We start from the raw sequence: 23,829 nt of genomic DNA, 5'->3' as shown, positions 1-23,829 counted from the left end.
GTCAAGGCCCTTTTGGAACCTTACCCTGCCCACGTTTCGGAGATTTTCCTTGACTTTTGGCAGGAACGAATCGCACCATTTCACTTTTATTGTACCGAATTCAACCAAAAAAGCCAGAGTCGGGGGATGAGAAACGGGTAACTGAGGCAAAAAAAGCGAGGGTTAACCGGGAGTGAATGTCAGGGGATCGCCGCCAGGATTCGGTAAGGGAATTCGGGGAGGCGGCTTGCACTCAAACAGCCGCCTAGCGGTCTGGGGGCGGTCGATCCAGGGATTGGTGTTTGACCGGAGCGCGCAGGAAAGTGCGCCCCTACGCAGCGCACCACTCAATAAAATAATAATCTTTTTATATTTGAGTGCAACACCTGGGTAATTTTTCGGGGTGACGATTCTGAGGCGTGGCCATTGCTACCCGTATGGGGCGGGGAGTCTTGCCCGCTGTGCGCCCGCAACGGAGATGAAACCCCGATTCCGCGCCGCCGTGGAGGATTTTTCCAGGGGCGCGATCCCCGACCCGGAAATCCCAGTTACCCATCGATCCCCACCGGAGGTGGCGGTGGGGATCGCCGATCGCGCCAGATTGGATTTGGTTTTGTGCGGCAGTTAGCTTAAAATTAAGATACAAAACGATACAAAACTTAGTATTTTTTAATCATGCAAACAGTCCCCGCGATCGAAACCGCACCGATCCCCGGTGCATACTGGCAGTGGCGAGACCAGTCCATTTACTATGTCCGCGCTGGTGCAGCAAACCCCCAGCGCCCCCCGTTGTTGCTGATTCATGGGTTCGGTGCATCCACGGATCACTGGCGCAAAAATATCGCCGAAGTGCAAAATCACTTTCAGGTGTGGGCGATCGACTTACTGGGATTCGGTCGTTCCGCCAAACCCAACTGGCAATACAGCGGCGATTTGTGGCGGGATCAGCTACATGAATTCATCCAAGAAAAAATCGGTGCCCCGGCGGTATTGGTAGGAAATTCCTTGGGGGGCTATGCGGCCCTGTGCGTGGCGGCGCAACGCCCCGAATCCGCTGCAGGTGTGGTGTTGCTCAACAGTGCCGGTCCGTTTAGCGAAGTCGAACCCCTTCCCGAACCGCCGCCGATGCAAAAGCTGATTCGCACTACCACGCGATCGCTCTTTCGTCAAGCGTGGGTCAGTTTACTCTTATTCCAGTGGACCCGGCGTCGCGCCACGATTCGCAAAACCTTGCTGAAAGTCTATCTGGATAAAACCGCCGTCACCGATCGCCTGGTAGAGGAAATCTATCGCCCCTCCTGCGATCGCGGTGCAGCTCAAGTATTTGCCTCCATTTTCCAAACGCCACCGGGCGAAAAAGTCGATCGCTTGCTCGCACAGATGACCTGCCCCTTGTTAACCCTGTGGGGAGAAGGGGATCCCTGGATGAACGTGAAAGACCGCAGCCAGAAATTTCGCCAATCCTATCCCCAGTTAACCGAATATTTTCTCAATGCAGGCCATTGTCCCCACGATGAAATCCCCGATCGCGTCAACCACCTGATTCAAACTTGGATGGATGCGGCATTCGGCTAAAGGTTCACTGCGGCAAAATCCTCTGGGATTAATAATAAAATCGCATGTGAATTCTGGGGTTGAGCAGATCCTCGATCGGCTCCCCCTTTTCTAAATGTTGTTTGACAATCGCCCGCACGTCACTGGGTTTGATCCGGTAATACCAGATATTGTCCGGATTCACCTTCACCGTAGGACCACAGCTACACTGTCCCAAGCATCCGCTGCCCGTCACCGACACACCCGGAGGGAGTTTGGCCTCTTGAAAGGCTTTCAGAACTTCCGCTGAACCGTTGCGCTGACAAGAGTCATGTTGACAAACGGAAATATATCGCTCCTCTGGAGTGGAGGGTTGTCGATCGCGATCGCTCGGTGTCATAAGCAGGGCCATTTGACATAAATCTTTACAATATCATTCTAACCGCAACCGCAGGAGTTCTCGGGTCACACAGGCCCGATCGGCAGGTGAAATTTGGGCGATCCCATCGACTTTTGCGATCGAATCTGAGAAAATTTTCACAGATCCACTCGATCCAAACTCGCAACTTGCGGGATCGCAAAACCGGAACCCCTAGCGATCGCGGCTGGACGAACTCGCCCACATCGAGCCATCGCAATCGCGATCGCCCCGAATCAATCCAAGGGTCTGAAACCACCAAAACCGTCCAACGCGATAAATCCGAAGGAAAAAAATCGGTAAAGATGCCTAAAACTGTTGCTGAAGTTATGACCCACGATCCAATCGTGGTAAATCCAGATACACCTTTAGAAGAAGCCATTAAAATTTTGGCCGAACGGCGCATCAGCGGTCTTCCCGTGGTAGATAGCGCCGGAAAACTGGTGGGAATCCTCTCCGAAGGAGACTTGATGTGGCGCGAAAGTGGCGTCACGCCACCACCGTACATTATGGTTCTCGATAGCGTGATTTATTTAGAAAATCCCGCCCGCTACCAGCGAGAATTGCACAAAGCCTTGGGGCAAACTGTGGGAGAAGTAATGAGCGATCGCCCGCAGAGCATTAAACCCGAAAAGTCCTTACAAGATGCGGCAAAATTGATGCACGATAAGGGAGTTCACCGCTTGCCCGTAGTGGATGACACCGGCAAAGTGACTGGGGTGCTGACCCGTGGGGATGTGATTCGCGCAATGGCAAAAGGCGAATAGAGATCCGGGGCGATCGCTTCGTGGGTTAACGATGGCGAAACGGGCGTTAACCCCTGGAGAACCAGAATTGAGGGAGACAGAATCAATCGATAAGAAATTAAAGATATAGAAAATGAGCATTACTCCAGAGTCGGTGAGGGAACTGCTGCAATCGGACAACATGGGCGATCGCATTCGCGGGGTGAATCAACTGCGCCAACTCGATGAAGCAGTAGCCTTTGAAATTCTCCAACCCGCGATCGCAGACAGCAGTTCGAGGGTGCGCTATGCCGCAGTCAGCCAAATGGCCTCTTTAGGGCATCAAGACCGCGAGGCTTCATTGCAAATCCTGCGCGATCGGCTATTCAACGATTCCGAAATAGACGTCCAAGCTGCCGCCGCTGACGCCCTCGGTGCCCTACAGCTCACCGAAGCGTTTGAAGAATTAGAGCAAGTGTATCGCAATACCTCCGAATGGCTGCTCAAATTCAGCATTGTGGCGGCTTTAGGCACCATGAACGACCCCCGCTGCTTTCCCCTGCTAGAAGATGCGCTAGACTCCTCGGAAGAATTGGTGAAAACCGCTGCAATCAGTTCCTTGGGAGAACTCGGCGATCGGCGGGCGATTCCCTTGCTGCTGCCCTATGCCCAAAATTCCGATTGGCAGATCCGTCATCGAGTCGCCCAAGCGTTCGGGTATCTCGGAGGGACAGAGGTGCTTGCAACCTTAGAAGAACTGGCCCAAGATGATGTGGAACCCGTAGCGCAAACCGCGATCGCCGGTTTAGCCGCCGTTCGCTAACCTCGGTGAGGGGTGGGCGCTGCCCACCCGGTTCTCTAGCCGAAATTAATACGGATGGAGAAAAATTTTTAAAATCAAGCGATCGCGCCCGGATTCTTTCGCCTGATAAAGCGCCTTATCTGCTATGGAAAGCAGCTCTTTTGGCGAACTATCCCGACTCGGAACAGTGGTGGTGACTCCCAAACTCAGCGTCACGAATCCGCTGACTGTAGAACTCGGATGTACCAAGCGCAAACTCCCAATCTCCTGGCGGATTTTTTGGGCAATTTGCACGGCCCCCACTGCATCCGTATTGGGCAGCAGCACCACAAATTCTTCTCCACCGTAACGCGCCACGAGATCGCTCGGACGCTCCACTGCACGCCGGATCGCCTCCGCTACCTGCTGCAAGCATCGGTCTCCGGCTAAATGGCCGCAAGAATCATTGTAGAGTTTGAAAAAATCTACATCACACAAGATTAACGACAAAGACGCAGGATGGTGCAATCCCTGGGGTTCCCCCGTGACCTCTGTAGCAGAGGTGGCTTCCCGCATCAGTCGCCGCCACTCTTGCTCAAAGGCTCGATCGAAGCAACGGCGATTCGCCACCCGGGTCAAACCATCGAGAAATGCAAGGCGATGCAATTCTTGATTTGCCGCTTGCAGTTGTCGATAAAGCTCGGCTTGTTCCAGCAAACGCTTGACTCGCTGGCGCAGAACTGCCCAGTGGATGGGCTTGGTTACGTAATCCACTGCCCCCACCTCAAAGGCTCGATTCACCGATTGATTGTCTTCCAAACTGGTAATCATCAACACCGGGGTGTTTGAGGTGAAACGGTTGTCTCCGGAGAAACCATCCCCGGACAACCTTTGCAACTGGGTACAGCAGGTAAATCCATCCATCACGGGCATGATGGCATCGAGCAGCACGATATCGGGATTTAAGCGAATGTAGGCGTCTAATCCCTGCTGACCGTTTTCCGCCTCTGCTACCCGGTAGCCTTCTTTTTCCATCGCTTGTCGCAGTAGATCGCGCATAAAGCGATCGTCATCCACGACTAAGATTAACGGAGGTTCCGGTGCGGATGAATTGGAACTCGCGCCAGTCAAAGCATTCTCCATTCGCCTTAGATTGTGTTGTCTCGAGAACCCCGAAAATGGTTGTCTCCTCTGGTTCTTTAACAATTGCATTTTATTCAGTGAACTCCCTCACGATCACTATGAATCATCTCCGCTAATAGATCGACGATCGCAGTAGGCTCAAACCGTGATAATTCCAGCATTCCAGCCGTGACCCCCGTCACAAATTTTGTGGAACACCTCCATCTGTCGCTCGATACCCTCGCCAGAATCCCCTCTCCTGCTAACCACCGCACCGGGAAACCCAAGCAACGGTTTCAGCCTCAAGAAAGCGCGGTTAACGGTTAAGTTTTACATTCACAACTCAGCCCGCAGGAAGACCCGGATCGGATAGGGTTTTGACCGAGTTTGGATGGCTATTTCCCGCAAGGGATGACGAGAGAAAGGTGTGAATAAAGAATTTCTTTTAAAAATACCCTCTCATTTGCAAAGTTTGTGCGCGAATAGATAGAAGAGAAAAAGAGTATTTTTTTGTCAATTTAAATCGGCTCAACCTTCTTAAATTGGCTCAACCTTTCCAACCGATTGTCCCGGATTCCCACTACCTGACCCTTTTCTGGCGTCGATTTGAGCGCGTCCCATTTGCCCTTTAGAATGGCGGTAAGTAACGTCCTGGCCTGATTGTGGTTCTGACTGGGGAAGCATAATTCTCTCGGTAAAGCTATTTTACCTTACCGTTGCCCATAGCACCACGGGCCTCCATTGCCTGAGGGAAGAAAAAACTGCGGCGATCGCGATCGCCGCTCTTGACAAACCGGACAACCTATGGTAATAATTTCCCTCAGCACCCTTCTCTCTTCTCCCGCTCGGAGAGGGAATTTTCTCATTTAGAATATAATACTTTTAGGTCGATTTTATATTAAGTGAATTAAATTGTCGCACTTTCTTAAAATTTCCCCGCCAACTCTGGCGCAAAGATTGCCGAATCACCCTTGCAACCCCTCGATGATATTGAGTTGATTTCCCCCCCCCGAAAGTTGAATCGAAAATTACCCCGTTATGGATTAAAATACTCCCTCATGTAAATCTGCTGGAGTCAAATGGGAGTTCAGAACTTTTCCATCGCGAAACATGACAATGCGTTTGGTGCAACGGGCGACTTCCGGTTCGTGAGTGACCATCACAATTGTCATGCCACTTTCATTTAGTTCTGAAAAAATATCGATGACTTCTTGGGTGGTTTTGGTGTCCAATGCGCCGGTGGGTTCGTCGGCGAGGAGTAACACGGGACGATTGACAATGGCGCGGGCGATCGCCACCCGTTGCTGTTGTCCCCCAGACATCTGAGTGGGTTTATTATTCACCCGATCGCTCAACCCCACGCGAGTCAGCGCTTCCTCCGCGCGATCGCGACGTTCTCCAGAATTAATCCCCGCATAAACCATCGGCAACATCACATTTTCCAATGCGGTTAGTTGCGGCAGCAAATGATATTGTTGAAACACAAATCCCAATTTCCGATTGCGAATTGCCGCTAACTCCGCTTCTCCCATTTCCGTGACATCCACCCCATCCAAATAATATAACCCACTGGAAGGTCGATCCAAACAACCGATGATATTCATCGCCGTGGATTTCCCCGAACCTGACGCCCCCATAATCGAGCAATATTCCCCTTCGCGAATCTCAAACGTGACGCCATTCAATGCCCGAACTTCCGTATTTCCAGACCCATAAATTTTATAGATTTCTTCAAACTGAACGATAATCGGTTGGTTCTCCGCATCATCATTGACCGAGTTGAGATAAGTTTCTGTATTCATGGTTGAAATCGTTAGGGTTTCCGTGCTATAATGAACAATTATCCAACAATCAAAGTAGCAAAATCCCGGGAATAGATCCGAGTTTACCCGATGGATTTTGAATCGTTTATTCGCTGCGTAATGCCACAATCGGATCGAGTTGGGCGGCGCGTTTGGCGGGAACTACACCGAAAAACAAACCGATACCGCCAGAGACTCCAGTTGCGAGGGCGATCGCCACACCAGAAACCCCCGCTTCAAACGGCGTGAATTGAGCGATCGCCAAAATCGTCCCCACGCCGATACCGGTTCCGATCGCGCCGCCTGCGACTGACAGAATCACTGCCTCAATAATAAACTGAATTAAAATATCCTGCTGGGAGGCCCCGATCGCCTTTCGCAACCCAATTTCTTGGGTTCGTTCGGTCACCGATACCAACATAATATTCATAATCCCAATCCCGCCAACCACTAAAGAAATACTCGCCACCGCCGCCAGCAACACCGTCAGCGCCCCAGTAATCGCCCCCAAGGTACTCATCAAATCTTTCTGACTGCGGACGTAAAAATCATCTTCATCCGTAATTTTATGCCGCAAGCGGAGCAAATTTTCAATCTGAAATTGCGCGATCGCCATTTTATCTTCCCTGTCCACCGCCACAAAAATAAACGACACTGGCAGACCATAAGGGGAACGACGTCCGGCAATTTGATTGGCCATTGTGGTAATCGGAACCAACGCGGTTTCATCGTAGTTCGTCCCGAACGATGAACCTTTCGGTTTCATTACCCCAATCACCTCTAAACTGACATTTTTAATCCGCACTTTTTCGCCAATCGGATTGGCATCGCCAAACAGCGCCTCTGCCAAATCCGCACCCAGAGCAACCACTTGGTTGCTGCGTTGGATATCTAATTCGGTCAAAAATCGGCCTTTTGCTACTTCAAAATTCCGCACGAACAAAAAATCGGGAGTGGTGCCGAAAATTAACGCCGAAAAGTTTTTGTTGCCATAGCGAACCAATTCGCTACCATTGAGTTCGGCAGAGACACCTTCTACGTCAGGAACTTGCGTGGCGATCGCTTTGGCATCCGCTAGCACCAAGGTTTGTGGTATTCCTCCCGGGACTCCGCGCGTCTCTTGACTTCCGGGGGCAATAAATAGCACGTTCGTTCCCAGGGACTCGATTTGTCCGCTAATAAAATTCTGCGCCCCCTCTCCCACGCCAATAGTGGCAATCACCGCCGCATTCCCAATGATAATGCCGAACATCGTTAGACTACTTCGCAGTTTATTCGCCACCAATGTTTTGGTGGCCATTTTGATACTTTCAATAAAATCCATTGCGCTGTTGGTAAATGCTTGAGGGTGAATTCGTTCTCAGCGCAAGCTGAGAACGCCGGTTCGGAAGAACTGCCGCATCACATCCGCGATCGCTTGCCGAACAGACAAACAGCTTTCCAGACGCGATGGGAAAATTAGGCTGTTTGAGCGGTGGTTTTTGATGGCATTCGGAGGGATGTGGTTCTCCCGACTTCTATTGTTATGTTTTCTCGGTTAAACTGCAACATTAAGGATAAGCGCGCCAAAGTTTGATGGTGTTATCCCCACTCCCACTGGCGAGGGTGTTGCCATCGGGACTGAAGGCAACTGCCCTCACTTTGCCATCGTGTTCGGTGAAAACGGTTTGCAAGGAACCATTTTCCACATTCCACAAGCGCAGGGTTTTGTCGGCGCTACCGCTGGCGAGGGTTTTGCCATCGGGACTGAAGGCAACGGATAATACCCAGTCCCGATGTCCGGTGAGGGTGCTGAGAAGTTCTTGAGTTTCCACATCCCAGAGTTTAATGGTGCGATCGGCACTGGCAGAGGCGAGGATTTTGCCATCGGGACTAAAAGCAAGGGAGGTGACTGGCCCGGCATGGCCCTCTATCTTCTCTTTGCGTCGTCCCCGGGGAAGACGCCACAAGCGAATCGTGTTGTCATAACCGCCACTGGCAAGGGTTTGGCCATCGGGACTCATGGCGATCGCCCACACGAAGCTAGAATGCCACTTCAGGGTGCGCTCTTCTTCTATGGTGTTCACATCCCACAGTTTAATCGTTTTGTCGGCACTGCCAGAGGCTAAAATTTGCCCATCTGGGGTAAAGGTAACCGATCGCACGGCAAAGGTATGTCCCCAGCGCGTTCCGGTCAGTTGCCCGTCGGTCACATCCCACAGCTTGACGGTGCGATCGTTACTGGCACTAGCTAAAATCAAGCCATCGGGACTGAAACTCAGGGAATTGATATCGTCGGAATGTCCCGTCAAGGTGGCGATCGCTTCCCCGGTTTTCCAGTTCCACAGGTTAATCGTTGTGTCGCGACTCCCAGAAGCGAGAATCTCTCCATCGGGACTAAATGCCAACGACCCTACCCAGCTTTCGTGTCCCAGTAGGGTTTTGTCTAAAATAAAGGTTTCGGTGGGTTCGGATGTCTCGCCCGCCGGTTCTCGCGGCAGGATTTGCGAACTCGCAAATCGCACCGGGGGGGACACCCACAGGGCTACGCTCAAACCCAGTAAGCTAGATGACAATAACCAGCGCCAAGATACTCTCATGTTTGGATTTCCTATTTCGGATAAGCATCGATCCCAATCGAGGATACCTCTCAAGCTCTTCACAAGTTCCTCAGTTTTTTCTTTATTCGTGGATTTATTGTAGGGCAAATTGATGGTTTTCCTGCAAGATGAAGCTGAGAGAGTCCTTTTGGCATCGGACGATGCCTCGGGGATTTCTAGCTCAAAGACGCTCCCTGAATCTATCTGTTTCACATGAACCGCAACCTTTTCCCTGCTGTTTCCGGCTGCCTTTTTTCCAGTATGGGGAAGGAAGTAAAATCAATGATTTTCGGAAATTAACTCGGCGGTGCAAATTGGCTCTGATGGATTGCGTTAATTTTAGGGTTGCCGCGTTCCCACTTTTCCAGGTAACGCGGGAAAGAAAGGCATTTTACCCCTTTTCAATGAATGGATATAGATTGGGCAGCGGCTATAGAAAAAATTAGCTATCTCGGGGTTTAATGCATTCTAAAACGGCAACTTGTGGGGACGGAAAGACCCGCAAGTTAAGCACTTCTCAGGGCCACAATCGGATCGAGTTGGGCGGCGCGTTTGGCAGGAACCACGCCAAACACTAATCCGATCGCACCGGAAACGCCAGTCGCTACGGCAATTGCTATGGGCGAAATTCCTGCTTTTAATGGGGTTAAGGCACCGATGGTGGCAATTCCGCTTACCCCAATTATGGTGCCGATTAATCCTCCCGCTACGGATAAAATTACCGCTTCGATGGTAAACTGAATTAAAATGTCTTGGGGGGCGGCACCGATCGCTTTTCGCAATCCAATTTCTTGGGTGCGTTCGGTCACCGATACCAGCATGATATTCATAATTCCAATTCCGCCTACAAATAAGGAAATTCCCGCGATCGCCGCTAACATGAATGTCAGCGCCCCCGTAATCGCACCCACAATCTGCAAAATATCCTGCTGCGTATCTACGGTAAAATCATCTTCTCCGGTAATTTGGTGCCGCAGGCGCAATAGGTTGGTAATCTGAAACTTAGCGGCGGCAATGCTTTGCTCGTCTTTAGCAGAAATCGAGATAAATGTCAAGTCTAAGCCATAAGGCGAAGTGCGCCCGGTGACGCGGTTGACCATTGTGGTAATGGGGACGAACACTTGGTCATCTTGATTGGTTCCCAGAAACGACCCTTTCGGTTCCATCACCCCCACCACTTGAAAGCTCATCCCTTTGACGCGAATTTGCTCGCCGATCGCGGTTTTATTGCCAAACAGGCGTTCCGCTACTTCCGATCCGAGGATAACCACTTGGTTGTTGCGTTCCACGTCGAGGTTAGTGAGAAAGCGTCCTTTATCCACGCTAAAGCGGCGCACTTCCGCAAAGTCTGGCGTGGTTCCCACCACCAAAGTTTGAATGTTTTTGTTGCCATAAGTCACCGCTTGGCGGTTTTGACGCTGAGGTGCAACTGCACTCACGGAAGGCACTTGAGTGGCGATCGCCTCTGCATCTGCAAACACCAGGGTTTTGGGAATGTCGAATGTGGTGTTTTGGGTTTCTCGAGACCCGGGAACCACAAACAGGGTATTCGGTCCGAGAGACTCAAACTGTTCCGATGCCAATTTTTGGGCACCTTGTCCCACCCCCACCATCAAAATCACCGAGGCATTGCCAATAATAATCCCCAGCATCGTAAGGCTACTGCGAAGCTTGTTCGCCACCAGGGTGGTTCCCGCCATTTTAACACTTTCGAGGACATCCATCGTTGTTGTTCCTCATGCAAAGTCTGGTTGAAGAAAAAATTTATAATTTTCTTAAAGTTTTTCACCGACAACGCTTTCGCGTCGGAGAAACAGAATTATCGGCGATCGCGGCGGCTATTCAAACACCCCCGTGGTTTCTCCCGCCACTCACCGTTGCTTTGAGACCGAGCATCGTTTCCCCCTGTTGTTGTTATCCAACGCCACGTTGCGCGAAGCAATGTCTAGTCACTTGGCTTATTTTCTATTGTACCTTTTTTTTCCCGGTTTTGCCACAGCAGTGGCCACGATGATTCTGCCATATAGTTGCAATTTTTGCCCCTGCTATCCACCGGATTTCGGAGGCGTAAATTGCCATTCCGCTTCGGGGAAAAAAGAGGAAGAGTAGATTTTGCAGGGAAAGTATAAAATTCCCCTCCCTTAAACCTAACCTTATATTATTTTAAATATAAAATCGGCAATTTGTCTTCATTGAGTATAAAATTCAGAGGTGGCAGCAACAGGGCGCGTCCCCCAATTGCTGCCTTTAAATTTACCTGAATTTATCGCGATCGTGCGGTTCGTCGAAATTAATTATCGGTCCGAGGGGGACAATTTTCGTGGGGTTAACTTTCGGATGACTTTGATAGTAATGGTCTTTAATATGATCCATGCGGCAAGTTTCTTTAAATGCCGGCTGCTGATAAAGGTCTTTGAGGTAATTCCACAGATTCGGATAGTCTACCAGGCGGCGCAGGTTGCATTTGAAGTGAACGTAATACACTGCATCGAAACGGAATAAGGTGGTGAACATGCAAATATCCGCTTCCGTGAGGCGATCGCCGCACAGATAGCGCTGTTTTCCGAGAATCGCTTCCCAGCGATCGAGGGCATCAAACAAGTCGTTTACCCCTTCTTCATATGCCGATTGAGTGGTGGCGAATCCCGCGCGATAAACGCCATTATTAATCGGCTGATAAATCGCGTCAATCGTTTCTTCTACAGAGGATTGCAAGTCTTCGGGATAGAAACTGACATTATTTTTTGCAATTCCGGCAAATTCGGTATCGAACATCCGAATAATTTCCCGGGACTCGTTATTGACAATTTGCTTGGTTTGTTTATCCCATAAAACCGGAACCGTGACTCGTCCGCTGTAATCCGATTGCGCTTTGAGATACAGTTGCCATAAATAATCGCAGCCATTCTGCGAATCGGGAATTGTGCCGGGATAGTCAGAAAATTCCCAGCTATTTTGGTCGATAATTGGAGAGACGACCGACAGTGCGATCGCCTCTTCTAACCCTTTGAGTTTTCGCATGATGAGGGTGCGATGCGCCCAAGGGCAAGCGAAAGAAACGTAAAGATGGTAACGTCCAGCGGTGGCGGGATAGCCACTAGAACCATCGGCGGTAATCCGATCGCGAAATGTGGTGGAAGGGCGAACGAAGCGACCGCGATCGTCTTCTTGTTCCCGTCTCGGAATCCATTTCCCATCAATCAGGATACCCAAACCCATTGGAATTTCCTCCTCGCATAGTTAAAAAGGTGGTGGAACGATGTGGGCGCGCGATCGCGAACACAACCCCAATTTAACTCGCTAACGATGTTCTGGGTATTTGTTGGCCGTGGTTTTGGCATCCGCAAACCCAACGCGATCGCACTCGAGCTATAATTTGCCCGAGAAAGGGGTTGCGATCGGACAAGAGAGAGGAAACTCGCGGGTTATGGAACCAGGGTGCTGCGAGTGGGCGAATCGCAACGCAGCAGAAAACCGCACGACAAAGAGTTATCGGAGCGGGCGTTGGTTGCAAGTTAAGACTTCGCAACCGAGTAGGAATATCTCCCGGGGGGAGATAGGACAAAGGGCGAAGTGGATTTGTTGCTGACAGCTATTGCGAATCGGCATTAACTGGCTGATTGTTTGCCAAAATCCAGACCTTCACCCGATCTCCGTGGCGACTCGCTCTTGGGCGATATCGCGAATCAGGGAAAGTTTCGATCGCAGATATGTATTTAGCATGTTGGCTTCATCGGGATCGATGGCTTGTTCTTTTTTGAACTGCTTGAGCAACCATTGCACCAAGCTGGTATCGTCTAAGGATAACAAAATGTTAACCTGAGTCTTTTCTATCAAAGACCAAAGCTGACGCAGCATTAACGGACTCATACAACCTCCTGCTAGCAAAAACCCAACTCCCATAGAGTATTGGCTGAAGCAGTTTTTGGTTTGGCTACAACCTGGGAGACGGATGGAACCGATCTTTCGGCGTGCTTAATATTTCCTTTATGTTTACACCATACCCCATTTTGGAGCAGTTGGGGAAATACCACATAAGATGCAACATTTATTACCAAATCCTTACATTTAAGGGGTTAGAAGTTTAAGTTTTATTTCTCTTCCAGGGCTTGAAACGCAATTATGACAAACCTTGCGGGGGTGGTTGTATCGAGAAATACAGATTAAGAAATTTTAATCGAGCGGATGAAGGGGGATGAGGGGAGGACAGCAGAAGCGAGACCGTTGCTGTCGCCCAACGGAAGCAGAATCATCGGCGAGGGGCGGAGAATAGGATGCCAGAAATAAAGAAGAGACGCGACGAATCGCGCCTCTGATGGGGGGGGGAATTTCCCCCTGTTGTGATGACTACCCAAAGGTAGCTACAGTGGAGAATAGCGGATTCGAACCGCTGGCCTCTGCGGTGCGATCGCAGCGCTCTACCAACTGAGCTAATTCCCCGCGTACACAAATCATCTTAACACAAACGGTGCCGAATTTGGAACACCTTAAAGACATTTGAAAAACTTATCAGTTTGCCGATTTATTCCCCAACGGCTGCATATACGCTTTTACAAGGGTTCAGGCGATGATTCCCGGTTGGCGTAAAACTGGCGCAAGCGTTCGAGTTCTATATCTCGCAAGTAATCCACCGTCCAGTCCGCCTGACGCTGGAGCATGTGAAAGGGATAAGTATTTGCAATACCCACCACTTGAATGCCGGCAGAGTGGGCCGCTTGAATACCGGCGGGGGTATCTTCGATCGCCAAACATTCAGAAGGATGAAGGTGGAGGTCCGGATAAAGCTGATTGAGGCGTTCCACCGCCAATTGATAGCCATCCGGTGCGGGTTTGCTGGCGATCGCATCATCCCCGGAGACAATCACCGAAAAATTCTCCGCCAGATTGGCGCGATGTAACACCAGTTCCACCTCATCCGCGAGGGCACCGGTGACCACCGCCAATTTGAGCTGAGCACCGCGCAGTTTAAAAATTAAATCCTCCAGACCCACAAACAGAGGCAACTTGTCCAACGTCGCCAATTCTTGCCGATACGCTTGCGCCTTGCGGGCGATCAGGGTGGCCAGATCCGACTCGCCCAGGATTCGACCCCGATTGGCGAACAATTCCGAGATACAGGCGCGATCGCTTCTTCCCAGACAAACCGCGCGGAACTCCCCCAATTTCGGGCGCAAATTTTCCGAAATCAGCAACTCGCCAATCAACTTCTCGTGAATTGGCTCATCATTGACAATCGTGCCATTGAAATCGAATAAAACTGCCTTGAGAGTCATAAAACACCCTTTGCGATCGCAATTAAGCGCGCCATTAAGAAGCGGTCAATGCATCAGAGGTTAGAAACCCAGTTTCTAACCCCCTACCGAACCGAAGCTCGAGTGAATCGCCAATCAACGACTTAAATAAGTGTAACCGCTGAGACTCTGCTCGTAATTTTGCAACAGGCGCTGAGACTCCTCAAGGGTAATCCGTCCATCTTGCAAAGCGCCTTCCGTTTGCTTGCGAATGCTTTCGACTAAATCTTCCGCATCATACTGAACGTAGCCGAGCACCTCAGTCATCGTATCGCCTTTCACCACATGCTCGATTTGATAGCCCTTTGGCGACATCTTGATATGGACCGCATTGGTATCGCCAAACAAATTATGCAGATTGCCCATAATTTCCTGATAAGCACCGCCGAGGAACATGCCCAGATAGTAGGGTTCCGTCGGTTTCAGCGGGTGTAATTCCAGCAGATCCTTCACATCGAGCAAGTCGATAAACTGGTGAATTTTGCCATCACTGTCGCAGGTGAGGTCAGCCAGAGTTGCCCGTTGGGTCGGTTCTTCATCCAGGCGGTGAATCGGCATAATCGGGAACAGTTGGTCGATCGCCCAGCTATCCGGTGCAGATTGGAAGACCGACAGATTGATGTAATAAATCGACGCCATAATTTTGTGCAGCTCTTCCAAATCGTCCGGAACGTACTCCTGCTGACGAACGATTTGTTGAATTTTGCCACAACAGGCCCAGTAAAGCTGTTCCGCGCGGGAGCGATCGCGCAAGCTCAAATAGCCGAAATTGAACAAACTAATCGCTTCATCCTTAAACTGGATTGCGTCGTGGTATGCCTCCTGGTAATTATCCACCCGAATCGAGTGGTAAGTCTCGTAGAGATTTCGCAAAATCAGATGCTCTTTGTTCGCGGCGGGCGGTGGGAGAGCGGTGGTGACGTCGCTGGTACCGAGTACGTCAAAGATTAACACCGACTGATGAGAGGCGATCGCTCGTCCGCTTTCGCTGATTAACGTCGGCGCATGCACCTGAGCTTCTTCGCAAGCTTCCTTCACCTCAGCCACAATGTCATTGGCATAGTTTTGCATGTTGTAGTTTTTAGAGGCGTGGAAATTAGTTTTCGAGCCATCGTAGTCCACCGCCAAACCGCCGCCTACATCTAAATACTGCATATTCGCGCCCAACTTTGCCAACTCCACGTAAATCTGGCTTGCTTCGCGGATGGCATCTTTAATCGCGCTAATCGCAGAAATTTGAGAGCCGATATGGAAGTGCAATAATTGCAGGGACGAGAGCAAGTCAGCTTCTTGCAGGCGATCGACCGCTTGGACGATTTCCGGTACCGTCAGACCGAACTTCGCCCGATCGCCGCTAGATCCGCCCCAGCGACCGATTCCCTTGCTGGTGAGCTTTGCTCGCACCCCCAACAGCGGTTGAATGCCCAAATTGCGCGATGCCGCGATCGCGATATCCACTTCTTCCAACTGTTCGAGGACGATAATCGGTCTTTGACCCACCCGCTGCGCCAGCATCGCAGTTTCGATATATTCCTGGTCTTTGTAACCATTGCAGATGAGTAACGCTCCCGGGGTGGTTAAGCTGGCTAAGGCAATTAGCAACTCTGGTTTAGAACCCGCTTCCAAGCCAAATTTATGGGGTTGTCCGAAGCGGACTAAATCTGCGATCAGGTGTTTTTGCTGGTTGCACTTCACCGGGAACACGCCGCGATAGACGCCGGGATATTTGTAGCGGGCGATCGCTTTGGAAAAGCAAGCGTTCAACCGTTCGATGCGGTCTTGTAAAATATCGGAAAAGCGGATCAGCAATGGCAAACCGAGATTGCGCTTTCGCAGGGCTTGCACCAATTCGAACAAATCCAGAGAACCGCCGCGATCGCCTTTGGGCGAAACGGTGACATGTCCGGCGGCGTTAATTGAGAAATAAGGCTCCCCCCAGCCATTGATGCGATACAGTTCTTCGCTCTGTTCGATGGTCCAGGATTGGCGATCGCCGAGGGAACCATTTTCCTGAGCCGATGGGGTGTCGCCTTCTTGGGCCTCGATGGTAAATCGTTTAATGTCTATATCCTCAGTGGTTGAATCCAAACCCATCCTCCGATTTTCCCTCCTAATTTTTACTTATCGAGTAGAGAGTTTAGCGTATTCGTTCCGGGAATCGCTGTTATCCCCTTTACGCTGTAGCTTCCGGGGAGTTGGTCTGTTGTACGGTGAAAGGGTTGGGTTGTCCGCAAGGGATTTTCATCCGCTACAGGCGATCGATAATTCCTGCTTATTTTGTTGCACTGCACTCCCCTCCCGAACTGATGTGCATCCGCATCGCGTCTCAAGGTAAAGTTAAGGATGGATTTTCGACAATGTTCTAGGAGATAGGTTTGGAACGGACATTTATCGCAATCAAGCCCGATGGCGTGCAACGCGGACTGGTGGGGGAGATTATCCGTCGTTTTGAGGCGAAAGGCTTTCTCCTGGTAGGGATGAAGCTGACCCAAGTGAGCCGCGAACAAGCGGAAAAACACTATGACGTTCACCGCGAGAGACCTTTTTTTGAGAGTCTGGTGAATTTTATTACCTCCGGTCCGGTGGTGGCGATGGTTTGGGAAGGTAAAGGAGTGGTCGCTTCTGCCCGAAAACTGATCGGTGCCACCAATCCGCTGACGTCGGAACCGGGCACGATTCGCGGCGATTTTGGCGTGGATGTGGGTCGCAATTTGATTCACGGTTCTGACGCGATCGAAACCGCCGAACGGGAAATTAACCTGTGGTTTAGCCAAGAGGAACTGACCACCTGGGAATCTTCTGTCTCTTCCTGGCTTTACGAGTAGTTTACCGCGCCGGTTTTTTCCGGGTCGGCGTCAGCATGGAGGGGGGCGGGGAAAAAGCCCCTCTCCTTCTATATGCGGGGAATGGCGATCGCTGCTTAAGCTTCTGAGTCCGAGGCGTCTGGTATCTCGCCGGTGGGGTTGCTTTCTCTTTGGGGATTGTGTTCGGAAAACCCCCAGATGAAGAGGACGGCGACGATGGAAATCAGCAACCATTCCGGGGGGACGATTTCTGGATCGATGACCCGCAGCAGGAGGCGAAGTCCCACGAATCCAACGGTGAGGTAGCCGGCATCTTCTAAATGCACGTATTCATCCAGCCAGCGGATGAATAATCCAGCCATAAACCGCAGGGTGATAATGCCAATGGTGGCTCCAGTCAGCACGAGCCAGGTTTCCTCGGAAACGGCGATCGCGGTGGTGACGCTATCTAAGGAAAAAGCCAGATCGGTCATGGCAATCATCGGAATGGCTTGCCACAAGGAGTTAAAGCGCGGACCGTGATGTTCTCCGTCGTCTCCTTGGTCTGAGGTGAAGTATTTGAAGACCAGCCAGAGCAGGTAAAGCGCTCCCACAAGCTCGAACTGCCAAAACTGGATCACCCAGGTGGCGGTTAAGATTAAGGTCATCCGCAGGACGAAGGCTGCGATTAATCCAATGTTGAGCGCTTGACGCTGAACTTTGCGATCGCTCAACCCTTGGGCGATCGAAGCCAAGGCGATCGCGTTGTCTGCTGAGAGTACCGACTCTAAGGCGACTAACACTAGCAGAAGGAAACCGGCTTCTAAGCCGATATTGGGATAAAAGTCTAAAAATCGATCTAGCATTAATGAAATTTTTATTTTTGATAGCTCTCAAGGATGGACTACCCGGAAATCCGGCGATCGGGTTTCCAGATGTTTGCCGCTCTTAACTCAGCTTACCGTTCTATCGGACTTTTCTGTAGTGCGCGATCCCGTCCCTGTGGTGGGTCGCGCGGCGCGGTTTTCCGCCGATCTAGCACCACATGCTCGCGATCGCCGCTCCACCCTGTGGTTTTCCGCCCCCTCGCCTCGCGCTTTCTTCCGGTGTGGGCGATCGCGAGCGAATTTTTATGCGGATGCGCCCCATTGCGGGATGAACCTTCCTAATTCTGGCTGTGGTGCGCTAAAAAAGAAGCAAAACCATTTCCGCTTCCGGAAATATCCCCCAGTAGGGGTGACAATCACCGGTTTTTGTTGCATCTTGTAACAAGTTGTTCCATAAAGGCACAATATAACCGACAGTAGTAAATGAATACTCAATTATCAGGAGGTTTAAATTATGGGAATCTCTGAAACGCAAGTGCTGGTTGCCTTGGTTATCGCACTGCTTCCGGGAATCTTAGCTTTCCGTCTCGCAACTGAGCTGTACAAGTAAAGTTGTAGAAGACTCTCTGGCGGGTTGCTCTTGGCAAGCGTGGAGCCATTCTCGGTTCCCCCAAGCGCAACCTTGCCGCAAATCGAGACAAAGCAACCAGCTTGGAGGTTTTTTCTCAGCACCTTGCGGGCTTTTCCAAGGGGGGCTATCCCCCCGATCGCAGGTCCTTCACCCACCTCGGCTATCCGCAAAGGCTGAAGTGCCGTTATCTGGGATGGATTGCCCCTCCCAGGTTCTATGGGTCATTCACATGTCGAGACGCTTCTCGGCGTCTCTCCCGGGGTAAGGCACTGCTACCTGGAAAGCACCGATCGATAATATTGGCAAGCGCAAAATTAACCCGCGAAATCGCTCTAGAAATCGCAGATCGGTTTTTTGTGGGTTTTTAGGCTAACGCCAGTTACAAACCCAGCCCCTTCCCGGGGACGGCGAGTTGAGCCGCACTCGCGGCGATCGAGCTTGCCGAAATGTCGTTTTTCCTCCCCGATCGCATCTCGACGGGGTGTCCTTGCCTACCGGAGATTTCAATGAATGCACTTCAACAACCTACCCCCCATCTAACACCAGTAGAACCACACAGAAGGCGAATTCGGAAGCGATCGCCTCAGCAACAACAGCGCCATCACCCGCATCGGGGTCTCGCGGTGGAAACCACTGCTAAATTAGCGGTTAATCTGGTTATTTCTGTGGTGGCTGTTTCGGCTTTAGCTAAATTATTACCTTATCAAACTTTGCAGCAACAAAAACTGCAAGAAATTCGGGCAGAAGTCGAACATACTGAAGCGCGGGTCTCCCGCCTGCAAGAAGAACTCGAGCTTCTGTTGGCTCCCGAACAAACTTTCCAGATGATGGATCGCTACAGCTATCGGGTCGATCCGAATAAAATTTCGATCGTGATTACTCCCCCCAAGGAGGAAACTGAGCCTCGCAGTTCGGACCGCGATCGCCCGCGTTAACTATCTCGCGGATCGATCCCCAAACGGATTCTTAGCATTTAGCTGGCCTTTTGCGCCAGTTATGCTATAATATTTTTCTATTTTGAATACTCATTCCCTGTTCTGAAGCCGAACAGGGGGTCAGATGAACCGCAATGGTGGTGACGATTGACGCGGAAAATGCGGTTCGAGAAAAGCTGAGTCCAGGTTGAATGGAGCTTAGGCATGGAAATCGCTTTGGCGAGGAGAGAGGAGTTGTTCCTGCCAGGTTTCCACTCGCGATCGCAAGCGGGAAGCCGCATCTTTGCACTCATCGGCTTTGCCCTCTGCGAGCAGTTGTAGCGCCCGTCGATAGTCGGCGATCGCGGCGTTCCATTCTCCCATTACATGATAGGTTCGTCCGCGTTCGGCGTAAATATGCCCTTCCAGTTGCGCCATTCCCAAGGCAATGTCAAAATTCTCTAGGGCTAAGGGATAAATCTCTAAATCGCGTAAGGTAATTCCTTGATTAATTAATGCCCGCACGTTAAACGGATTGAGGTCGATCGCCATTTCGTAATCGAGCATGGCTTCTACTAATAACCCTTGGGCGGCATGACTGTTGCCGCGATTATTGTAAGCTTGAGCCAGTTGTGGATTCAGTTCGATCGCGCAGTTGTAATCGGCGATCGCGCTTTCAATATTGCCGCTGTAAAAATACATTAATCCACGGTTATTATAATCGATAGCGGTACCGCCATCAACGGCGATCGCTTGGCAGAGCAGTTCGATGGCGCGGGTGTAATTTCGCGATCGGGCTGCCTCGGTTGCTTGCTGTCGCATCATTTGGGCGGACTGGGTGCGAGGTTCCACTGCAAGGCGATCGCGCTTGCGGCCCTGGGACACCGATGCAGATCCGCTGTTTTGAGTCCGAAATGACCGGGAAATTTGCTTGCCATTCGGACGGAATTGTTGGGGAAAAAAGCCTGCATTCATAGCGTTTTGAGAATCCTAAATAACCCACCACCCTCACCTTATCCAGGGACTCTCAACCACTAGGAATGCCGATGTGTCACTTTAAAATCTGGATCGAGTGCTTAAAAAGGCTGAAAATGCCGATCGCGCCGCACTCTCGATCCGAAAGGAGTTCGCCTCGAGTTGGATTGTGGGTTCAGCCCCCATCAATGGGGGCTGAACCCGAAGGCTTTTACCAAACCCCTGGTGGTTTACCCAGCATCGGCTAAAACTGCCGGCTGGCTGAGTAGTTCTAATGCGGCTTGATATTGGCGATCGGCGATCGTGGCCAACTCTTTGCGGCTAATGGAGTCTAACGGCACCACTTTGTCGGGGACAATCCCGTTTTTATTAATGTCGCGGTGATTGGGTGTCTCGTATTTCGCAACCGTTACCGCCAACCCCGATCCGTCGGATAAATCAAATAAGGACTGGATTAAGCCTTTGCCAAAGGTGGTTTCTCCCACCAGTAAGGCGCGTCCGTTATCCTGTAGAGCACCTGCGAGAATTTCGCTGGCGCTGGCGGTACCGCGATCGACTAAGACCACTAACGGATCGTCGGTGAGGGCTTCTCCAGTGGCGTCAAAGCTGCCGAGAATGCCTTGTCGATTGACGGTATAAACGATCGCTCCTTCATTTAACCACAGACGCGCCACTTCGATGCCGGCTTGCAGCAGTCCACCCGGATTGCTGCGAAGATCGAGAATGTAGCGGTCTGCCCCTTGTGCCTCGAAGTCGTTTACCGCTTGGGCAATTTCTGCGGTGGCGTTGGCATTAAATTGACTCAGGCGAATGTATCCGACTTTTACACCGTCTGGGGTGGTTTGCAATTGGGCAACCACTGGGTTTAAGGCGATGCGTTCGCGCTTGATGTTAATGTTTTCGATCGCCTCGCTTTCGTAGCGTTGCACTTTCAGGGTGACAGAGGTGCCCACCTCTCCGCGCATTCTCGCCGCCGCATCGTCTAAGCTGAGTCCCACGGTGGACAAGCCATCGATTTCCAGGATGCGATCGCGCGGTTGCAAGCCGGCTGCATCGGCGGGCGACCCGTCAATGGGCGCAACTACGGCGATCGTGTCGGTTTGTTCGTCTAAGGCTATTTGCACTCCCACCCCGGTCAATTCTCCCGAGGTGTTCACTTGCAAGCTGCGATACCGATCCGGGGTTAACAATCGCGTGAAGGGATCGTCGAGACTCGCGAGCATATTTCGGATCTCTTCGTAGGTTTCCTCGCGATTTTTTAGGGGCTTCTTCAGCGCCCTTTGCCGGACAAACCACCAGTTTTGATGATTGAAGGTTTCGTCTAAATAAGCGTAGTTGACGATCCGCCACGCTTGGGAGAATAACTGCTGCTCCTGGGTTAGCGCTTGTACCGGTGGGGTCCACCAGCACCATCCCAGCGCCAGTTGTACCACGAACAACAGCCCAACCCAAAACACTCGTTTTGCCATGATACCTGCATTTCAATTTTAATCAGCGCCGATCTCAACGGGAATAATTACTAATATCTGGTAAATTTACCTTATCTTAACTGATGTTGCGATCGCTCCGGATCCCCGGTACCCCCCTACCATCCCTCATGGCGTTCGCTTCAATGGCGCGATCGCAGCTAACCCAAGAACCGCGCTTGAGCCAGCCTTTGCCTTTCATAACATTTGCTTTGCATATTTTAGCAGCAATTTCGTAAACCCCGCGCGCGCTCCGAGCAACCCCAGTCATGCCTACAGAAAAGGTCACGCGAAAAGCGGTAAATTGCCTCTAGACCGGGAGTTAATGCCGCATACTATGAAATCTGGGTTGAATCGAGAAAGGTTAATTTATCGAAAATATTCCCAGAGGATTTTATCATAAAACTATGCAATTTAAACGTGGTTTGTTTGAGAGAGAGTCACCCCGGCGCGTGGGTTGGGGATGAGTCCCCCTTTGCGGAGTGCCGGCGATCGCGGCGCGACGAAGGCGATTCAGGAGAAACGCGGCATGAGGATGGAGTGGGGAAACGAGATGGTGAGTTTTATGAAAATGCGGTTTAAAATATGTTACATTTTGGAACAACGGCATTAATTTTTTCGGAACGCTTGCTGCATGTTTTCCAAAGAAGTTACGAACTCCAAAGCCTACCAGTGGTTTGAAGAACGCCTAGAAGTACAGGCGCTCGCTGACGACATTACCAGCAAGTACGTCCCTCCCCACGTCAATATCTTCTATTGCCTGGGTGGGATTACCCTAACTTGCTTCCTAATCCAGTTTGCGACTGGATTTGCGATGACCTTCTACTATCGGCCCACCGTCACCGAAGCCTTCTCCTCGGTGCAATATATTATGACCGAGGTCAACTTCGGGTGGCTGATTCGCTCCATCCACCGCTGGTCGGCCAGCATGATGGTGCTGATGATGATTTTGCACGTTTTCCGGGTTTACCTGACCGGCGGTTTCAAGAAACCCCGGGAACTGACCTGGGTAACGGGTGTAATTTTGGCGGTGATTACCGTCTCCTTCGGCGTAACCGGCTACTCCCTGCCTTGGGACCAAGTGGGTTACTGGGCCGTTAAAATCGTGTCTGGCGTTCCCGAAGCCATTCCCGTGGTGGGAACTTTGATTGTGGAACTGATCCGGGGTGGTGCCAGTGTGGGTCAAGGGACCCTCAGCCGCTTTTATAGCCTGCACACCTTCGTATTGCCTTGGTTAATTGCGGTGTTCATGCTGCTGCATTTCTTGATGATCCGCAAGCAAGGCATTTCCGGTCCATTGTAAAGCTTTGAAAACACAGCGAGACGCGATCGCGAATCTCGCTGTATCCTTTGAGAAACTTCAGCAATACCCTGCTGACCTTAAGAAAGGAGAGAAATCTTAACGATGGCTATTGAAAAGAAACCGGATCTGAGCGATCCAATGTTACGCGCCAAATTGGCCAAGGGGATGGGTCACAACTACTATGGCGAACCCGCTTGGCCAAACGATCTGCTTTACGTGTTCCCCGTGGTAATTTTGGGAACCATTGCCCTCTGCGTCGGATTAGCGGTGCTGGATCCGGCAATGGTGGGAGAACCCTCGGATCCCTTTGCTACCCCCCTGGAAATTCTGCCAGAGTGGTATTTGTGGCCGGCGTTCCAAATCCTGCGGATCGTGCCGAACAAACTGCTGGGGATTACCTTGATGACCTCGATTCCGTTGGGTCTGATGTTAGTGCCCTTCATCGAGAACGTCAACAAATTCCAAAATCCCTTCCGTCGTCCGATCGCGACCACCGTGTTCATGTTCGGAACCTTAGTCACCCTGTGGTTGGGTATCGGTGCGATTTTACCGATCGACGAATCTCTGACGTTGGGTTTGTTCTAAACTCCACCCCATATCTGAAACCCTAAAGGGTGAAGGATAGATTGATACTCCCCGCGCTGAAGACGCGGGGATTCTTAAGCAGTCCAAAACTGAACTCTTAAAGGCATTATCAAAG

The 23,829-nt window shown here is 51.0% G+C and carries 25 protein-coding genes and 1 tRNA gene; 11 read left to right on the top strand and 15 right to left on the bottom strand.

The annotated features are described in order from the left end of the window. Positions 1 to 457 precede the first annotated feature (457 nt). Together AC0QH1_RS12010 and AC0QH1_RS12005 are read left to right on the top strand one after the other, a co-directional pair. Positions 458 to 607, top strand: a complete 150-nt coding sequence (locus AC0QH1_RS12010) for a hypothetical protein (protein ID WP_324631357.1) — start codon at positions 458 to 460, stop codon at positions 605 to 607. Between the two features lie 47 nt (positions 608 to 654). Next, positions 655 to 1,554: an alpha/beta fold hydrolase gene (locus tag AC0QH1_RS12005; RefSeq protein ID WP_324631356.1), complete on the top strand. Its 900-nt coding sequence runs from the start codon at positions 655 to 657 to the stop codon at positions 1,552 to 1,554. 28 nt (positions 1,555 to 1,582) lie between these two features. Here AC0QH1_RS12005 and AC0QH1_RS12000 read toward each other — a convergent pair whose 3' ends face one another. Continuing rightward, a complete protein-coding gene (locus tag AC0QH1_RS12000; RefSeq protein WP_324631354.1) occupies positions 1,583 to 1,912 on the bottom strand; it encodes a (2Fe-2S) ferredoxin domain-containing protein in 330 nt (109 codons plus the stop codon). Positions 1,913 to 2,235: 323 nt separating this feature from the next. Between AC0QH1_RS12000 and AC0QH1_RS11995 the strand changes: the two genes are divergently transcribed. Together AC0QH1_RS11995 and nblB are read left to right on the top strand one after the other, a co-directional pair. Beyond that, positions 2,236 to 2,697 carry a CBS domain-containing protein gene (locus tag AC0QH1_RS11995; protein WP_324631358.1) on the top strand — a complete coding sequence of 154 codons (462 nt, stop codon included), beginning with the start codon at positions 2,236 to 2,238 and terminating at the stop codon, positions 2,695 to 2,697. 112 nt (positions 2,698 to 2,809) lie between these two features. Next, on the top strand, positions 2,810 to 3,478 hold the full coding sequence (nblB, locus tag AC0QH1_RS11990) for a phycobilisome degradation protein NblB (protein WP_324631353.1): 669 nt from the start codon (positions 2,810 to 2,812) through the stop codon (positions 3,476 to 3,478). A 45-nt stretch (positions 3,479 to 3,523) separates the two neighbouring features. On the opposite strand, the gene AC0QH1_RS11985 is transcribed toward nblB, so the two are convergent. Then, positions 3,524 to 4,579: a GGDEF domain-containing response regulator gene (locus tag AC0QH1_RS11985; RefSeq protein WP_324631352.1), complete on the bottom strand. Its 1,056-nt coding sequence runs from the start codon at positions 4,577 to 4,579 to the stop codon at positions 3,524 to 3,526. 168 nt (positions 4,580 to 4,747) lie between these two features. Here AC0QH1_RS11985 and AC0QH1_RS11980 point away from each other — a divergent pair, with 168 nt between their 5' ends. Further along, on the top strand, positions 4,748 to 4,885 hold the full coding sequence (locus AC0QH1_RS11980; RefSeq protein ID WP_324631351.1) for a hypothetical protein: 138 nt from the start codon (positions 4,748 to 4,750) through the stop codon (positions 4,883 to 4,885). Between the two features lie 716 nt (positions 4,886 to 5,601). On the opposite strand, the gene AC0QH1_RS11975 is transcribed toward AC0QH1_RS11980, so the two are convergent. From AC0QH1_RS11975 to speA, 9 genes are all read right to left on the bottom strand, one after another. After that, positions 5,602 to 6,360 carry an ABC transporter ATP-binding protein gene (locus AC0QH1_RS11975; protein ID WP_324631350.1) on the bottom strand — a complete coding sequence of 253 codons (759 nt, stop codon included), beginning with the start codon at positions 6,358 to 6,360 and terminating at the stop codon, positions 5,602 to 5,604. A gap of 106 nt (positions 6,361 to 6,466) precedes the next feature. Further along, entirely contained in the window at positions 6,467 to 7,684 is a 1,218-nt protein-coding gene (locus tag AC0QH1_RS11970; protein ID WP_324631349.1) for an ABC transporter permease, read from the bottom strand. Positions 7,685 to 7,910: 226 nt separating this feature from the next. After that, a complete protein-coding gene (locus AC0QH1_RS11965) occupies positions 7,911 to 8,939 on the bottom strand; it encodes a WD40 repeat domain-containing protein (protein ID WP_324631348.1) in 1,029 nt (342 codons plus the stop codon). Between the two features lie 506 nt (positions 8,940 to 9,445). Further along, a complete protein-coding gene (locus AC0QH1_RS11960; protein WP_324631347.1) occupies positions 9,446 to 10,663 on the bottom strand; it encodes an ABC transporter permease in 1,218 nt (405 codons plus the stop codon). A gap of 529 nt (positions 10,664 to 11,192) precedes the next feature. Continuing rightward, on the bottom strand, positions 11,193 to 12,158 hold the full coding sequence (locus tag AC0QH1_RS11955; protein ID WP_324631346.1) for a glutathione S-transferase family protein: 966 nt from the start codon (positions 12,156 to 12,158) through the stop codon (positions 11,193 to 11,195). A gap of 423 nt (positions 12,159 to 12,581) precedes the next feature. Next, a complete protein-coding gene (locus AC0QH1_RS11950; RefSeq protein ID WP_324631345.1) occupies positions 12,582 to 12,809 on the bottom strand; it encodes a hypothetical protein in 228 nt (75 codons plus the stop codon). Positions 12,810 to 13,306: 497 nt separating this feature from the next. Beyond that, positions 13,307 to 13,379, bottom strand: a tRNA-Ala gene (locus tag AC0QH1_RS11945). A gap of 110 nt (positions 13,380 to 13,489) precedes the next feature. Further along, entirely contained in the window at positions 13,490 to 14,212 is a 723-nt protein-coding gene (locus tag AC0QH1_RS11940) for an HAD family hydrolase (protein ID WP_324631344.1), read from the bottom strand. Positions 14,213 to 14,326: 114 nt separating this feature from the next. Beyond that, positions 14,327 to 16,324, bottom strand: coding sequence for a biosynthetic arginine decarboxylase (speA, locus tag AC0QH1_RS11935; protein WP_324631343.1), 1,998 nt, complete (start codon positions 16,322 to 16,324; stop codon positions 14,327 to 14,329). A gap of 281 nt (positions 16,325 to 16,605) precedes the next feature. Between speA and ndk the strand changes: the two genes are divergently transcribed. Then, positions 16,606 to 17,055, top strand: coding sequence for a nucleoside-diphosphate kinase (gene ndk, locus AC0QH1_RS11930; RefSeq protein ID WP_324631342.1), 450 nt, complete (start codon positions 16,606 to 16,608; stop codon positions 17,053 to 17,055). A gap of 95 nt (positions 17,056 to 17,150) precedes the next feature. Here the strand turns inward: ndk and AC0QH1_RS11925 are convergent, their stop codons facing one another. Then, positions 17,151 to 17,879, bottom strand: a complete 729-nt coding sequence (locus tag AC0QH1_RS11925; RefSeq protein WP_324631341.1) for a TerC family protein — start codon at positions 17,877 to 17,879, stop codon at positions 17,151 to 17,153. Positions 17,880 to 18,354: 475 nt separating this feature from the next. On the opposite strand from AC0QH1_RS11925, the gene psaM reads away from it, so the two are divergent. Both psaM and AC0QH1_RS11915 read left to right on the top strand, forming a co-directional pair. Then, the gene (gene psaM, locus AC0QH1_RS11920) at positions 18,355 to 18,450 is read left to right on the top strand and encodes a photosystem I reaction center subunit XII (protein ID WP_324631340.1); all 96 of its coding nucleotides are present in this window, start codon (positions 18,355 to 18,357) and stop codon (positions 18,448 to 18,450) included. Positions 18,451 to 18,977: 527 nt separating this feature from the next. Then, complete coding sequence (locus AC0QH1_RS11915) at positions 18,978 to 19,406, top strand: slr1601 family putative cell division protein (RefSeq protein ID WP_324631339.1); 429 nt, start codon at positions 18,978 to 18,980, stop codon at positions 19,404 to 19,406. A gap of 198 nt (positions 19,407 to 19,604) precedes the next feature. Here AC0QH1_RS11915 and AC0QH1_RS11910 read toward each other — a convergent pair whose 3' ends face one another. The 3 genes from AC0QH1_RS11910 to AC0QH1_RS11900 form a co-directional block, all read right to left on the bottom strand. Then, positions 19,605 to 20,360, bottom strand: coding sequence for a tetratricopeptide repeat protein (locus tag AC0QH1_RS11910; protein WP_324631338.1), 756 nt, complete (start codon positions 20,358 to 20,360; stop codon positions 19,605 to 19,607). A 230-nt stretch (positions 20,361 to 20,590) separates the two neighbouring features. Further along, positions 20,591 to 21,829, bottom strand: coding sequence for a carboxyl-terminal processing protease CtpA (ctpA, locus tag AC0QH1_RS11905; protein WP_324631337.1), 1,239 nt, complete (start codon positions 21,827 to 21,829; stop codon positions 20,591 to 20,593). A 76-nt stretch (positions 21,830 to 21,905) separates the two neighbouring features. Continuing rightward, positions 21,906 to 22,028: a hypothetical protein gene (locus AC0QH1_RS11900; RefSeq protein WP_324631335.1), complete on the bottom strand. Its 123-nt coding sequence runs from the start codon at positions 22,026 to 22,028 to the stop codon at positions 21,906 to 21,908. 261 nt (positions 22,029 to 22,289) lie between these two features. Here AC0QH1_RS11900 and AC0QH1_RS11895 point away from each other — a divergent pair, with 261 nt between their 5' ends. The 3 genes from AC0QH1_RS11895 to petD all read left to right on the top strand — a co-directional run bounded on the left by AC0QH1_RS11895 (position 22,290) and on the right by petD (position 23,714). Beyond that, a complete protein-coding gene (locus AC0QH1_RS11895; protein ID WP_324631334.1) occupies positions 22,290 to 22,439 on the top strand; it encodes a hypothetical protein in 150 nt (49 codons plus the stop codon). 21 nt (positions 22,440 to 22,460) lie between these two features. Then, positions 22,461 to 23,129 (top strand): cytochrome b6, encoded by a 669-nt coding sequence (gene petB / locus AC0QH1_RS11890; protein WP_324631332.1) that lies wholly within the window; start codon positions 22,461 to 22,463, stop codon positions 23,127 to 23,129. A 102-nt stretch (positions 23,130 to 23,231) separates the two neighbouring features. Next, positions 23,232 to 23,714, top strand: coding sequence for a cytochrome b6-f complex subunit IV (petD, locus tag AC0QH1_RS11885; RefSeq protein WP_324631331.1), 483 nt, complete (start codon positions 23,232 to 23,234; stop codon positions 23,712 to 23,714). The last annotated feature ends 115 nt before the right edge of the window (positions 23,715 to 23,829 follow it).

Source organism: Phormidium sp. CCY1219, assembly GCF_055795085.1.
Note: the sequence above shows the minus strand (reverse complement) of the source record. Positions and strands in the feature narration are given on the sequence as shown.